The organism is Streptomyces sp. NPDC054887, from assembly GCF_053610585.1.
The window spans coordinates 83165-98342 of record NZ_JBSGYQ010000025.1 but is presented as its reverse complement, the minus strand read 5'-3'; the positions used below and the strand labels follow the sequence as shown (position 1 = coordinate 98342).

At 72.9% G+C, this 15178-nt stretch carries 8 protein-coding genes; 4 read left to right on the top strand and 4 right to left on the bottom strand.

Annotated features, from left to right (window positions below):
• Window positions 1-324 precede the first annotated feature (324 nt).
• The 4 genes from ACWGH0_RS16705 (at window position 325) to ACWGH0_RS16690 (ending at window position 7113) form a co-directional block, all read left to right on the top strand.
• Complete coding sequence (locus ACWGH0_RS16705) at window positions 325-1080, top strand: spermidine synthase (protein ID WP_453404869.1); 756 nt, start codon at window positions 325-327, stop codon at window positions 1078-1080.
• A gap of 72 nt (window positions 1081-1152) precedes the next feature.
• Window positions 1153-1890 (top strand): response regulator transcription factor, encoded by a 738-nt coding sequence (locus ACWGH0_RS16700; protein ID WP_069926973.1) that lies wholly within the window; start codon window positions 1153-1155, stop codon window positions 1888-1890.
• A 54-nt stretch (window positions 1891-1944) separates the two neighbouring features.
• Window positions 1945-3027, top strand: a complete 1083-nt coding sequence (locus ACWGH0_RS16695; protein ID WP_453404868.1) for a HAMP domain-containing sensor histidine kinase — start codon at window positions 1945-1947, stop codon at window positions 3025-3027.
• Between the two features lie 264 nt (window positions 3028-3291).
• On the top strand, window positions 3292-7113 hold the full coding sequence (locus ACWGH0_RS16690) for a multifunctional oxoglutarate decarboxylase/oxoglutarate dehydrogenase thiamine pyrophosphate-binding subunit/dihydrolipoyllysine-residue succinyltransferase subunit (protein WP_453404867.1): 3822 nt from the start codon (window positions 3292-3294) through the stop codon (window positions 7111-7113).
• An 83-nt stretch (window positions 7114-7196) separates the two neighbouring features.
• Here ACWGH0_RS16690 and fxsT read toward each other — a convergent pair whose 3' ends face one another.
• The 4 genes from fxsT to ACWGH0_RS16670 form a co-directional block, all read right to left on the bottom strand.
• Entirely contained in the window at window positions 7197-10220 is a 3024-nt protein-coding gene (gene fxsT / locus ACWGH0_RS16685) for an FxSxx-COOH system tetratricopeptide repeat protein (protein ID WP_453404866.1), read from the bottom strand.
• 67 nt (window positions 10221-10287) lie between these two features.
• Window positions 10288-11556, bottom strand: coding sequence for an aKG-HExxH-type peptide beta-hydroxylase (locus ACWGH0_RS16680; protein WP_453404865.1), 1269 nt, complete (start codon window positions 11554-11556; stop codon window positions 10288-10290).
• Window positions 11557-11643: 87 nt separating this feature from the next.
• Complete coding sequence (fxsA, locus tag ACWGH0_RS16675; RefSeq protein WP_453404864.1) at window positions 11644-11847, bottom strand: FxSxx-COOH cyclophane-containing RiPP peptide; 204 nt, start codon at window positions 11845-11847, stop codon at window positions 11644-11646.
• Between the two features lie 100 nt (window positions 11848-11947).
• Window positions 11948-15178, bottom strand: a complete 3231-nt coding sequence (locus ACWGH0_RS16670) for an SAV_2336 N-terminal domain-related protein (protein WP_453404863.1) — start codon at window positions 15176-15178, stop codon at window positions 11948-11950.

The following is a 15178-nucleotide window of genomic DNA, read 5'->3' as shown; positions in this document are numbered from 1 at the left end:
TGTCCTAGCCCAACCCCCCCTGGGCGCCGCCCGCCCTCCGCGCCCTTTACCGCCGAACCTCCGACGCCACCCTCCCAAAGGCGGCCCCCACACCAGAAACAACCAACGCCCCCGCCCCAACAAAGCCCCCCACCGCCGCCCCACCCCCGCCGCACCAATCCATCAAATCGTTTCCCGTCGCCAGCCTCGCAACGCCAGGATGAATCCGACACCAGCCCAACTCCCTGCAACACGCCCCCAACCGGACAACGCCCACCCCACCCCACCCCACCTCACTCCCACCCCACCCACCCGAGAGCCCACCCACACCCCCGGAGGTTCCCCATGACCATCCAGGCCGCCATCCCAAGCACCCCACAGGCCCCACAGGCCCCACAGGCCCCCCACACCCCCCGCGCCACCACCCTCGACCGGCGGGTGGGGCCGTACGGGGAAGTTGTTCTGCGGGGGCGGGGGGAGCACTTCGAGATCATTGCCAACGGGTGTTTCCTCATGGACACCTCCGACGGGCGCTCCGAGCGGCTGCTCGTCGACGCCGCTCTGGCCGCCCTTCCCGCGTCCCGTCGCTCCCCCGCCCTCCTCATCGGCGGGCTCGGGGTCGGCTTCTCGCTCGCCCGGGCCGCCGCGCAGGAGCGGTGGGGGCGGATCGCCGTCGTCGAGCGGGAGGAGGCGATCATCGACTGGCACCGAGAGGGGCCGTTGTCGCGGATTTCCCGTGAAGCTTTTGCTGATTCTCGGTGCGAGATCATTCACACCGATCTAGTGGATTACGTCAGAGAAAACCGGATCGGCGGTGTTGGTACGGACCACAGCGCGTACGACGCGCTCTGCCTCGACATCGACAACGGGCCCGACTGGACGGTTACCGACGACAACGCCAATCTCTATTCACCGCAAGGACTTGCGGGGTGTATGAGGCGGCTGCGACCTGGAGGAGTCCTCGCCGTCTGGTCCGCCCAGCCGTCCCCCGCATTCGAGGAAGCGTTGCGGAATGCCGGATTCAACTTGGTTAGGACTGAAGAGATCCAAGTTGCCCGGGGCGTTCCTGACGTGGTCCATCTCGCGGTTCGCCCTGCGTAGCCGGGACGCAGTCGGTGCATCTACGCTGCTGCCCTAGACGTGGGATAGAAGAGAACTCCCAGGGGCGGGGCAATGGAGCAGACACACACCAGCCACAACGGCCTCGCGGCCACTCCGGGCGCTCAGCGCCGGGTGCTGGTCGTCGAGGACGACGCGACCATCGTCGACGCCATTGCCGCGCGACTTCGCGCCGAGGGCTTCCAGGTGCAGACGGCGGTCGACGGTCCCGCGGCGGTGGACGCCGCCGAGGCGTGGCAGCCCGACCTGATGGTTCTCGACATCATGCTGCCGGGTTTTGACGGTCTCGAGGTCTGCCGCCGCGTGCAGGCGCAGCGGCCGGTGCCGGTGCTGATGCTCACGGCGCGCGACGACGAGACCGACATGCTGGTCGGGCTCGGGGTCGGCGCCGACGACTACATGACCAAGCCGTTCTCGATGCGCGAGCTCGCGGCGCGGGTGCACGTCCTGCTGCGCAGGGTGGAGCGCGCGACGCTCGCCGCCTCGACGCCGCGCAGCGGCATCCTGCGCCTCGGTGAGCTGGAGATCGACCACGCGCAGCGCCGGGTGCGGGTGCGGGGCGACGACGTACACCTGACGCCGACCGAGTTCGATCTGCTGGTCTGCCTGGCGAACACGCCGCGCGCGGTCCTCTCTCGCGAGCAGTTGCTCGCCGAGGTGTGGGACTGGGCGGACGCGTCGGGCACCCGGACCGTCGACAGCCACATCAAGGCGCTGCGGCGGAAGATCGGCGCGGAGCGGATCCGTACGGTCCACGGAGTGGGCTACGCACTGGAGACCCCGCCGGCATGACGCGGCGGGAGAACGGGCCGTCGGCGTGAGGCGGCGGACGAACGGGCCGTCGGCATGACGCGGCAGGGCAACGGGCTGCGGCCCTTCTCGATCAAGACCAAGCTGGGGACGCTCGTCGTCGTCTCGGTCTTCATCACCACCGGGCTCATCCTCGTGGCGCTGCGGACCAAGACCGAGCTGCGGTTCATCACGGTCTTCTCCGTGATCGCGTCGATGCTGATCACCCAGTTCGTGGCGCACAGCCTGACCTCCCCGCTGGACGAGATGACGACGGTGGCGAAGTCCATCGCGCACGGCGACTACACCCGGCGGGTGCGCGGCGCGGGCCGCCGTGACGAGCTCGGTGACCTGGCGGCCACGATCAACCGCATGGCGGACGATCTGGAGGCCGTGGACCGGCACCGCAAGGAGTTGGTCGCCAACGTCTCCCACGAGCTCAGGACTCCCATCGCGGGGCTGAGAGCGGTGCTGGAGAACGTCGTGGACGGGGTGTCCGCCGCGGACCCCGAGACGATGCGTACGGCGCTGAAGCAGACCGAGCGGCTCGGCAGGCTGGTGGAGACGCTGCTCGACCTGTCCCGGCTCGACAACGGCGTCGTACCGCTGAAGGCGCACCGCTTCGAGGTCTGGCCGTACCTCTCGGGCGTGCTGAAGGAGGTCAACGTGATCGCCTCGCAGCGCGGTCTGGCCTCCGGTTCCGGCAGTCATACGCGTACGGACGTGCATCTGCACCTGGACGTGTCGCCGCCCGAGCTGACCGCGCACGCGGATATCGAACGGCTGCACCAGGTCGTCGCCAACCTGCTCGACAACGCGGTCAAGCACAGCCCGCCGCACGGCCGCGTCACCGTGCGGGCCCGGCGGGGCCCGCAGCCGGAGAGCCTGGACCTGGAGGTCCTGGACGAGGGGCCGGGCATACCCGAGTCCGAGTGGCACCGGGTCTTCGAGCGTTTCAACCGGGGCAGCCTGCCGGCGCCGCACGGTCCCGGCAGCGACGGCGGCACGGGGCTCGGCCTCGCGATCGCCCGCTGGGCGGTGGATCTGCACGGCGGGCGGATCGGTGTGGCCGAATCCGCGCGCGGCTGCCGGATCCAGGTCACCCTTCCGGGGAAGCCAGCTACTCGTCCGTTGACGTAGGGTCGAACCGGAAGCACACGTTCTGCGTGTCATCCCATGGGGGTGCGGCCCAAAGTGGGCCGTAACCACGGTCCGTCCTACCCGGACCGCAGCGGACCACACCGGAACCACGCTTGTTTCCCGCCATTCCAGGCGCCGAAACCAGCGCTCCGATGTGACTTACGCGACGGAAGGCCCGCCCGGCCTGCACCTCTCGGCCCGGGAGGCGTAGCCTTTATTTCCGCTGTCCATCACCTTGCGAAGCGGAAGAGGGCGGTTAACGCCGTGTCGTCTCAGTCCCCCAGTAGCCCGAGCGTCTCGACCGACCAAGACGGGCAAGGGAAGAACCCTGCCGCCGCCTTCGGTCCCAATGAGTGGCTCGTCGACGAGATCTACCAGCAGTACCTCCAGGACCCGAATTCGGTCGACCGCGCCTGGTGGGACTTCTTCGCCGACTACAAGCCCGGATCCACCCCGGCGGCGGAGAAGTCCGCCACCCCCGAGGCCGAAGACGTGACCGGGGCCGCCGCACAGCCGGCCCAGGCCGCTCCGGCCCCCGCCGCGCCCGCCACCCCGGCGACGCCCGCGGCCACCGCGCAGGCCCCCGCCGCGGCGAAGCCCGCGGCCCAGGCCGCGCCCGCCGCCAAGCCCGCCTCCGCCCCCGCACCGGCCGCCGCACAGCAGGCCGGCGCGAAGGCGAAGGCCGAGCCCAAGGCCGAGGCCGCCAAGGAGGCCCCCGAGGGCCCCGAGTACGTGACGCTGCGCGGGCCCTCCGCGGCCGTCGCCAAGAACATGAACGCCTCGCTGGAGCTGCCCACGGCCACGTCCGTGCGCGCCGTCCCGGTGAAGCTGCTGTTCGACAACCGCATCGTCATCAACAACCACCTCAAGCGCGCCCGGGGCGGGAAGGTCTCCTTCACGCACCTCATCGGGTTCGCGATGGTGCAGGCCCTCAAGGCCATGCCGTCGATGAACTACTCCTTCGCGGAGAAGGACGGCAAGCCGACGCTGGTCAAGCCCCCGCACGTGAACCTGGGCCTGGCCATCGACCTGGTCAAGCCCAACGGTGACCGCCAGCTCGTCGTCGCGGCCATCAAGAAGGCCGAGACGCTCAACTTCTTCGAGTTCTGGCAGGCGTACGAGGACATCGTCCGCCGCGCCCGCGCGAACAAGCTGACGATGGACGACTTCACCGGCGTCACCGCGTCGCTGACGAACCCCGGCGGCATCGGCACCGTCCACTCGGTGCCCCGCCTGATGCCCGGACAGGGCCTCATCATGGGCGTCGGCGCGATGGACTACCCGGCCGAGTTCCAGGGCACCTCGCAGGACACCCTGAACAAGCTGGGCATCTCCAAGGTCATGACCCTGACCTCGACGTACGACCACCGGGTCATCCAGGGCGCCGCCTCCGGCGAGTTCCTGCGGATCCTCGCCAACCTGCTCCTCGGCGAGAACGGCTTCTACGACGACATCTTCGAGGCCCTGCGGATCCCGTACGAGCCGGTCCGCTGGCTCAAGGACATCGACGTCTCGCACGACGACGACGTCACGAAGGCCGCCCGCGTCTTCGAGCTGATCCACTCCTACCGGGTCCGCGGCCACGTCATGGCCGACACCGACCCGCTGGAGTACAAGCAGCGCAAGCACCCCGACCTGGACATCAACGAGCACGGCCTCACGCTCTGGGACCTGGAGCGCGAGTTCGCCGTCGGCGGTTTCGCCGGCAAGTCGATGATGAAGCTGCGCGACATCCTCGGCGTCCTGCGCGACTCGTACGTCCGGACCGTCGGCGTCGAGTTCATGCACATCCAGGACCCGAAGCAGCGCAAGTGGATCCAGGACCGCGTGGAGCGCCCGCACGCCAAGCCGGAGCGCGAGGAGCAGCTGCGCATCCTGCGCCGCCTGAACGCCGCCGAGGCGTTCGAGACGTTCCTCCAGACGAAGTACGTCGGCCAGAAGCGCTTCTCGCTGGAGGGCGGCGAGTCCGTCATCCCGCTGCTGGACGCGGTCATCGACAGCGCGGCGGAGTCCCGGCTCGACGAGGTCGTCATCGGCATGGCCCACCGCGGCCGGCTGAACGTCCTGGCGAACATCGTCGGCAAGTCGTACGCCCAGATCTTCCGCGAGTTCGAGGGCAACCTCGACCCGAAGTCGATGCACGGCTCCGGCGACGTGAAGTACCACCTGGGCGCCGAGGGCACCTTCACCGGCCTGGACGGCGAGCAGATCAAGGTCTCGCTCGTCGCCAACCCCTCGCACCTGGAGGCGGTGGACCCGGTCCTGGAGGGTGTCGCCCGCGCCAAGCAGGACGTCATCAACAAGGGCGGCACGGACTTCACCGTCCTGCCCATCGCCCTGCACGGCGACGCGGCCTTCGCGGGCCAGGGCGTCGTCGCGGAGACGCTCAACATGTCGCAGCTGCGGGGTTACCGCACCGGCGGCACGGTCCACATCGTCATCAACAACCAGGTCGGCTTCACCGCCGCCCCGGAGTCCTCGCGTTCGTCGATGTACGCGACCGACGTGGCCCGCATGATCGAGGCGCCGATCTTCCACGTGAACGGCGACGACCCGGAGGCCGTGGTCCGCGTCGCGCGGCTCGCCTTCGAGTTCCGCCAGTCCTTCAACAAGGACGTGGTGATCGACCTCATCTGCTACCGCCGCCGCGGCCACAACGAGGGCGACAACCCGCAGTTCACCAACCCGCAGATGTACACGCTGATCGACGTGAAGCGCTCGGTGCGCAAGCTCTACACCGAGTCGCTCATCGGCCGCGGCGACATCACGCTGGAAGAGGCGGAGCAGGCGCTCCAGGACTTCCAGGGCCAGTTGGAGAAGGTGTTCGCGGAGGTCCGCGAGGCCACCTCGAACCCGGCTCCGGCGCACACCCCCGAGGTGCAGGCCGAGTTCCCGGTGGCCGTCGCCACGGCGGTCTCCCAGGAGGTCGTCAAGCGGATCGCCGAGTCCCAGGTCAACATCCCCGACCGGATCACCGTCCACCCGCGCCTGATGCCGCAGATGCAGCGCCGCGCGGCCTCGGTGGAGGACGGCACGATCGACTGGGGCATGGGCGAGACCCTCGCCATCGGCTCGCTGCTGATGGAGGGCGTCCCGGTCCGGCTGTCCGGCCAGGACACCCGCCGCGGTACGTTCGGCCAGCGCCACGCGGTGCTCGTCGACCAGAACACCGGCGAGGACTACACCCCGCTCCAGTACCTCTCCGAGGACCAGGCCCGCTACAACGTCTACGACTCGCTGCTCTCCGAGTACGCGTGCATGGGCTTCGAGTACGGCTACTCGCTCGCCCGGCCCGAGTCGCTGGTCATGTGGGAGGCCCAGTTCGGCGACTTCGTCAACGGCGCGCAGACCGTCGTCGACGAGTTCATCTCCTCGGCCGAGCAGAAGTGGGGCCAGACGTCCGGCGTCACGCTCCTGCTGCCGCACGGTTACGAGGGCCAGGGCCCGGACCACTCGTCCGCGCGTCCCGAGCGCTTCCTCCAGATGTGCGCCCAGGACAACATGACGGTCGCGATGCCGACCCTGCCGTCGAACTACTTCCACCTGCTGCGCTGGCAGGTCCACAACCCGCACCACAAGCCGCTCATCGTCTTCACCCCGAAGTCGATGCTGCGTCTGAAGGCGGCGGCGTCGAAGGCGGAGGAGTTCACCACCGGCGGCTTCCGCCCGGTGATCGGCGACTCGACCGTGGACCCGGCCGGCGTCCGCAAGGTCGTCTTCTGCGCCGGCAAGGTCTACTACGACCTGGAGGCCGAGCGCCAGAAGCGCGGCGACACCCAGACGGCGCTCATCCGTCTGGAGCGCCTGTACCCGCTGCCGGGCAAGGAGCTCCAGCAGGAGATCGCCAAGTACCCGAACGCCGAGAAGTACCTGTGGGCGCAGGAGGAGCCGGCGAACCAGGGTGCGTGGCCGTTCATCGCGCTCAACCTGATCGACCACCTCGACCTGGCGGTCGGCGCCGACATCCCGCACGGCGAGCGGCTGCGGCGCATCTCGCGCCCGCACGGCTCGTCCCCGGCGGTCGGCTCGGCCAAGCGCCACCAGGCCGAGCAGCAGCAGCTGCTCAACGAGGTCTTCGAGGCCTGACCGGACGGCTCGTACGCCCCGCAGGGCCCGGCACCGCAGCGATGCGGCGCCGGGCCCTGCGGCGTACGGGGCGGGGAGCCGGCTCAGCCGAGGTACGCCTCGAAGTCCCAGTACGGGCGGGTCCGCTGGCGGGCGGACAGGGTGTGCGGGTGCTGGGCGCCCAGGGTGCGGGTGAGGGTCAGCAGGGCGTCCGCCTCGACCTTGTCGGCCTCCTCGTGTTCCCGCAGGGCCCGCAGGTCGGCGGCGAGCGCGGTCTGGCAGGACAGGGTGAGCGGGTGTTCGTCGCCGAGCGCCCGGCGCGACCTGCGCAGGGTGTCGCGGCTGAGCTCGGCGGCGTCCGCGACCCTGCCGTTGAAGTTGCGGCCGCCGGCCGCGTTGAGGGCGCACCCCAGTACCCAGGGGTGGTCGCCGCCGAGGGTGGCGGTCAGGCCGGCGAGCGCGGACTCGAACATGGACATGGCCTCGCCGCGGTCGCCGGACGCCTGCATCACCAGACCTGTGTTGGCGAGCATGCCGGTGGCGACGGGGTGGGCGGGTCCGAGCAGCGCGCGGTATCCGGCCTCCGCCTCGGCGATGAGGTCCCTGGCCCGGTCCAGGTCGCCGTGTTCGCGCTGGAAGTTCCCGTAGTCGTTGATGAAGGACAGCGTGTTGTGGTGGGTGCGGCCGTGCACCTGCTCCAGTTGTTCCATCAGGCTGTCCATGAGCGGCCCGATGTCCTGCTGGAAGCCGCCCTCGCGCCGCCGGGCGAGCGCCAGGTGCACGCGGGCCGCCAGCGTCTGGGGGTGGAGCGGGCCGAGCACCTGCACGTGGAGCCGCACCACCGGCTCCTGCCGGGCCACGGAGTCCCGGTACTGGCCCAGCAGCCGCAGTCCGTGGGCGACCGCGTTGCCGGAGTTGAGGGTGGTGATGTGGCGGGCGCGCAGCACGGCCTCGCGTCGGCTGAGGGTCTCCAGGTCCAGGTCGTACGCCTCCCGGTAGCGCCCCAGCAGCCGCAGTCCGACGCTGAGGTTGTGCCGGGCGTTGATGGACGTCAGCTCGTTGGCGCCGAGCAGCCGTTCGGCGTCCTCCAGCACCTGCTGCTGCAGTTCGAGCGCCTCCGTGTAGCGGCCGAGCCGGCGCAGGCTGCTGGCGAGGGCGCCGTTGACGCTGAGTTCGCCGAGTTCGTTGCGCGGCTCCGCGGTGCGCAGCCGGTCGCGCAGGGTGCGTTCCAGTTCGTACGCCTCCCGGAAGCGGCCGGCGGAACGCAGCAGGTTGCCCTGCTGGATGGTCAGGTCGAGCATGTGCTGGGCGAGCGGGTCCATGAACGCCGTCCAGTGCGTCCGGATCTGCTCGGCGAGCCGGTTGCCGGCCGTGGACTCGCCGCTGCGCACGCAGTAGCGCAGGCAGTTGAGCACGGCGGCCTGGACCCGGCTGTTGGAGCTGCTGAGCGCGCCCGAGGGTTCCAGGTGGGGCAGCAGTTCGGCGTACCGGGGCCACTGCCTGCTGTCGAGGGGGTTGCCGGGGTCGGCCTCGGCCAGCAGCGTGCGGACGGCCTTGCGGTGGGTTTCGCGGCGCTCGTCGCCGGTGAGCCGGGACACGATGTCGTGGACGAGCCGGTGCATGTGGACGGACTCCTGGTGCGGGCCCATCTCGGCGTTGACGGGGCCGCGGCTCTCCCGGGTGAGCACGGAGTAGTTGACCAGGGTGTCCAGGGCCCGGGTCCAGGCGGGCAGGTCGGTGCTCATCCACCGCAGGTCCTCGGGCAGGTCGGCCTGCGGGTAGGCGCGGGCGAGTCCGAGGGGGATGCGGCCGGGGGCGAAGGACGCGCACAGGCTGAGCACCTCGACGGCCTGCGGCTGGGTGCGCCGGAGCCGGTTGATGAGGATGGACCAGGAGGTGAGCGAGGAGTGCGGGAAGCCGTCGCCGACGGGCTCCTCGACCGTGGACAGCCTGCCCTCGCGGACCATGCGCAGGTACTCGGGCACCTCCATCCGGGACTCGCCCAGCCAGGAGGCGGCCTGCACGAGCGGCAGCGGCACGTCGCCGAACTCGGCGGCGACCTCGTCGGCCTGGTCGAAGGTGACGTGCGGGGCGCGGCGCATCAGGTAGGCGGTGGACTCGGCCCGGTCGAAGCTGGGCACTTCGAGCACGTCCGTGTACTCGCCCCAGCCCCTGTTGCGCGAGGTGACGATGGTGTGGCCGGGGCCGTGCGGCAGCAGGACGCCGGCGCCGTCCATGTCGTCCCAGCCGTCGAAGATGACGAGCCAGCGGCCGTACGGTTCACCGCGCCGCAGGGCCTCGCGGACGGCGCGGATGCGTTCGCCGGGCTCGCTGCCGCTGTGCAGGCCCAGTTCGACGGCGAGCTCGCCGAAGCGGTCGCGCTGGATGTTGCGGTCGTCGGAGTTGACCCACCAGATGACGTCGTAGTCGGTGCTGAAGCGGTGGGCGTACTCGGCGGCGAGCTGGGTCTTGCCGATGCCGGACATGCCGAGGAGGGTGCAGGCGGAGTTGCCGTGCTCGGCCTCGGTCAGGCGCTGCTGGAGGTCGGTGAGCAGGTCGTCGCGGCCGGTGAAGCGGCCGTTGCGGCGCGGCACCTCGCCCCAGATCTCGGGGGGTGTGTTCGGGAAGCGTGAGCCGCCGGCGGCGGGGCGGCGACCGGAGGCGCGCCGGAAGTCGATGCCGAGCCTGCCGAGCAGCCGTTCCTCGGCCTCCTGCTCGCCGGCGCTCCACAGGCTGACCGGTTCCAGTACGGCGGTGGCGGGCGGCAGCTGGCGGTTGGTGAGGTTGACGGCGGCGAAGCGGCCGGCGTGCGCGGCGACGTATCCGCGCAGGACGTCGTTCCACTCGCCGGGCGCCCGGGGGCCCAGCTCGAAGAACCAGTCGTTGAGGACGAGCAGGACGCGCCCGCTGGACAGCAGCAGGTCGCCGAGCGACTCCTCCAGCGGCACCTCGCGGGGCGGGTCCCAGCGCTGGAGGGTGACCCGCAGGCCGTGGGCCTCCAGCCGCTGTCCGATCCAGTTGGCCCAGGGCCGGTGATAGCCCGGGAAGACCACGAGGAAGTGCTCCGGGCCGTCCGGGCCGCCACGGTCCGCCGCACCGGCCCCGCCCGAGCGCCGCTGATCCACCATCTGCACGTCTCCCTGTCCCGCTCCGCCAGTGCCCCTCGACCGACTGTCACGACCGATGGGCACAGTGTCACTCAAAGGTCCGGCGAGCCGCACCGAGGCTCGCGTGGTGTACGCGCATCTCCTGCGCGAACTCCCTTCCCGCATTGGTCAGTTCATCGGATTCAAGCAGTACGGACAACGCCTGTGCCACGTGTCCCCGGTGTCGGGCGAACTGTTCGCCGGCCCGGTGGCGCCAGGCCGCCGGGGCCCCGGCGGCCCCGCGCCGCCACAGGTCGGTGAGCGCCAGATGGGCGTACGCGCCCTGGAAGACGCCCGCCACCGGCCTGGGGTCGGTGCGCCAGGCGACCCGGTGCAGCTCCTGGCCGCCGGGGCGGTACAGCGGGACGCGTTCGTGGAGGGCGGTCAGCTTGGTGTGGTGGGTCTCGTGGACCAGCACCTCGGCCAGCTCGCCGGGTCCGTCCGGCAGCGACGTCAGTACGCCGCCGGGCGCCGCCCGCAGCGTCGCGCTCATGGGATGGCGTCCCTCGTACGCGGCCGGGTCGGCGGGGGCGAGGGGCACGACCACGCGCTGCACGGCCAGTATCTCGGCGGCGCGTGCGGGGTCGGTGCGGCCGATCAGCGCGACGGCCCGGCTCCACAGCCGCGCCCAGGGTTCGCGGGCGACGGTGGCCCGCTCCGCCGCGGGCATGGTGGCGGCGGCACCGGGCGGGACCCGGTAGGGATCGAGGTCGTCGAGGACGGCGGCGGTTCCCGGCAGGGTGCGCAGCCCCGACCAGCCGGGTCCGCCGCCGGCGGGCCTGCCGCCGGGGCCGCCGGTCCGCCGCAGCAGGAGGGCGCCGGTACGGCCGCCGCCGGTGATCCGTACGGTCCGGCCCCGGGCGTGCAGTTCGGCGCGGCGGGCCGGGCAGCGCAGGGTGCCGAGGCCGGGCAGACCCAGCAGTCCGGCGGGGGCGTCCAGGGTGAGGCGCAGGTCGCAGCCCGCGCGCACGGCCGCGGTGGCCGCTATGCCCCCGAAGTGGGCGAGGTGCCGGTCGAGGGCGGGGCCTTCGGGGGCCGTGAGGGCACCCGCCAGCCACGCACCGGTCAGCGGGTAGTCGATGACGTCGCGGACCGCCGCTGGGTCGTGCCGTTCGGCGTACTCCAGCAGCATCCAGTGCCGGAGGAAGCGGTCACGTGCGGCGGGGGACCGCTGCCCCTCCACGCGGGTCAGCAGCGACTTCAGGAGCAGCAGCCGGCGGGCGTGCAGACCGACGCGCAGGGCCAGGGTGCAGGCCGGGTCGGGCCGGGTGCGGGCGAGCTGGGTGAGGAAGGCGGACGAGAGCGGGGTCGACGTCACGCCGCCCCCCTTGCATCGGCGTGCGCGCCCCGGGCCCGCCGCGCGACCGTTGTGCGGTCCACGCATCTGACCAGAAAGCGCCGCCGCTCAGCGGGTTCCCGGCTCGTCGCCCGTCCACCACGCCTCTGCCAGGTCTCCGGGCCGGTCGAGGACGCGGCCGACCGCCTCGGTGAGCCCTGGATCGTCCGAGGTGCGTAAAGTCCGCAGGTCGACGTCGGTGAGGTCCGGTACGACCGGGGGCTGTCCGGCGTCCCGCCCCTGGCCGGCAACCACGGTGTTCCTGTGCGACACGCCCGCCTCCCTCCTGCCGGCACCCGTCCCGCACGGCCGCAGCGGCTGCCCAGTTCTTCCCGACACCGGTGAAACAGAAACATGTTCGACTGCACTCCGGTCAACCGGCACCCACCTCGGGCAACGTCCACCACGGGGGCGCCAGTCGCCGCCGCTCCGGGGCGGTCGGCCGCCGGCCGCCCGACCGGTCCGCCGCACCGCCACCGGGGCCCGCGTCCGCTTCCGCTTCTGCCGCCGCTTGCGCGAGGCGGGACGCCCGTTCCCGGGGCGCGCCCGCCTCGTGCCAGTCCACTTCGACGAGCGAGGCCGTCAGCCGCTGCCATCGCCCGTGGGCGCGCTCGAAGGCCCGCCGCGCGGCCTCCGTACGGCCCATGGCCTCCAGTACGCAGCCCTGTGCGTACAGGGCCCGGGCCGCGGTCCGGGAGCCCGGGCGGTCGCCGTGCGCGTCGTCGGCGTCGCGCCGGGCGCTCTCGTAGGCCTGGAGGGCGTCCGACAGCAGCGTCGCCGTCGACACCAGGGCGAGTTCGTACCGGACCCGGCCCAGCACCAGCCACGCCTCGGCGCGCAGGCCGGTGCCGGGCAGCCGTTTGGCGGCCTCCTCCAGCAGGTGGCGGCCTTCGTAGAGGTCGGGCAGGAAGCCGACCCGCCGGAAGCGGAGCGCCAGCGCGCTGCCGAGCAGGAGGTGCAGCCTGCTGCGGGACGGTGAGCGGGCGGGCATCCCGGCGAGCGCCTCGCGCAGCACGCTCTCCGCCCGGCCCACGGTGTCCTCGCCGGCCGTCTGCGGTTCGGCGGCGGCCCGGCGCAGCAGCGACTCGCCCCATTCGGTGAGGAGTGCGCAGCGGCGGGCGCTGTCGGGAGGGGCGAGACCGGACGCGGTCTCGTACGCGCGGTCGGCGGCCGGGTGCTCGCCCGCCGCGTCGTGCAGCCGGGCCTGGGCCGTCAGGCAGCGCAGACGCAGCGCCGGGTCGTCGCCGGCCGCCCGGGCGGCGCGGGTCAGGACCTCGGCGGTGCCGGCGTGCGGGGCGTTCGCGGCGCGCAGGGCGTCGGCGAGGTCGAGGAGGGCCGGGCAGCGCAGGTTGTCGGGGGCGTCTTCGGCGTCCAGCAGGTCACATCCCGTGCTCAGTTCGGGCACCGCCTCAGCGGGCCGGCGCAGCGCCAGCAGCAGCCGCCCCCGGCGCAGGTGCAGCGTCCTGCGAGACGCGGCGGGCCACTCGGTGGCGTCGCCTGCGAGGTCGTCGAGGGCGGCCGCGAGGTGCGCCCCGTCGCCCGTCTCGCGCCACAGGGCGTGGCGGACGGCGGCGAGTTCGAGGCACGCGTCGGCCCGGACCCCGGTGCCCCGGGGCGCGCGGTCGCGGGCCCCGGCGAGCGCCCGTACGGCGTGCAGCAGCAGCTCGCGCGCCTGGTCGGTGCCCCGGGCGGCCGGTGCGCCCGCCTCCGCGAGCAGGACCCTGCCCAGCACCAGCCCCGCCCGCGCCGCCGGCCCGGCGCCGCTGCCCGGCGTGCCGGCGGCGACCGGGCCGCCGGTACGCAGCGCGGCCTGCGCCCGTTCGCGGGCGCGGCGGAGCAGGGACGGGTCGGCCTGGGAGCGCCACTGGCCGAGGAGCCGCTCCGCCTCGGCCAGCGGTACGGGGGTGACGAGGTCGGGCTGGTAGAAGCGCAGTACCCGCGCCGGGATCTCCGCGAACAGTTCGGGTTCGGCGGGTCCGCCGTCCTCCCCGGTCTCCCCGTCGGCGGCCGGTTCCCACGGGAGGTCGGGGGCCGTGGCGTCACCGCGCTCGGAGAGCCTGGCGGCGGCGAGCGCGGAGAAGTTGCGCGCGCCCTTGCCGAAGTGCCGTTCGACGTACGAGGAGCAGTGCTTGAGCACCAGGGCCGCCGCGTCCTGTCCCAGCGAGTTCAGCAGCAGCTCCTGCACGCCGTCCGCGTAGACGTAGCACGGCGTACGGGAGTCGGCTCCCGCGCCGGGCAGTTGCCTGAGCAGCCCGCCGAGCAGGACCTCGGCGAGTTCCATCGGCCCGGTGTCGGGCAGCATCGCCCGCTGTACGAGCTGCATCACCGGCAGGGTGAGCGGCGCCGCCGCCAGGTGGACCGCGAGGCGTACGCCGCCGGGTGAGGCGTTGGCCCGGAAGGCGCGCAGCAGTTCGTCGGCGCCGCGCTCGGGCGGGCGCGGGGACGCCGTCGCGGGCGGGACGAGTTCCGGGGCGGCGCCGTCCACCGGCTGGTGGGCGCCGGTCCAGGCCGCCCAGCCGCGCACCGAGCTGCCGCCGTGGTCGGACAGCAACCGCGCCCAGGACGCGAACGCCTCGGGGGTCGGCGGCAGCACGGGGACGGGCCGCGCCGTCGCCTCCGGCGGCTCCCACGGCTCCTCGTCGGGCACGAAACCGGTACGCCCGCCCGCACCCGCCGGGCGCACCAGCAGCCCCGGCTCGGCGGGCAGCGCGGTGCGCGCCCACAGGCGGGGCGGCAGCGGCTGCACGACGGCCAGCGGCGAGCTGCGCGGCCACTGGTGGACGAGCCGCTGCGCACGGCCCCGCTGCCACAGCGGGCCGACGCAGTCGCTGACGACGAGGGTGAGCCGGCGTCCTGTGGGGTCGTGGAACTGGTCGGCGGGGCGCAGCCGGGTGTGCCCGCCGGGCCCGGTCGTGGTGCCGACGAGGGGCGCGCCGCCGTCCCCGGCGTCGTAGAGCTGGTGGACCTGTACGTCGCGGAAGACACCGGACTGCTGGCACGCCTGCCGCAGTTCCTCGACCATCCGCTCCCAGACGGCCATCGCGGGCCCGGTGTCCATGAGCAGCTGGATGTCCACGCGGCGGCGCTCGGAGGGGCGCAGCACGGGGCACAGGACACCGGACATGGCACTGCGCTCCGCCGTGGCGTCCTCGTCGAGGCGTCCGTCGGCCGCCGGGCGCGCGGTGGTGGCCGTGTAGTGGCGCAGGGGCCGCAGGGCGCGCTGGAGGCCGAGCAGGCCGGGGAGGGCGGCTGCCGCGGGGGCGCGTACGGGGAAGGCGGAGGCGTCGGATGCGGCGGACGCCGGGCCACCGGAGGACCGGCCGCGCACGCCGGGGGCGTACAGCGAGACGGGACCCGGCGAGAGGCCCGAGGACCCGGTGCCCGGGGCCTCGGCGCCGGAGTCCGGGCCGTCGGGCCCGGGCGTGCGGGTCCTGGCGTGGTCGGCGCCGGTGTCCCGGCCCGGCTCCCGGGGGTCGCCGCCGGCACCCGCCTGCGTACGGCCCGACGGGAGCCACTGCGCCAGCCAGACGGCGTCCGCGACCTCCTCGGCGGTCGGGTCGAGACCGCCGCGCCTCAGCCTGCCGACAAGTTCCCCCAGGTCCAT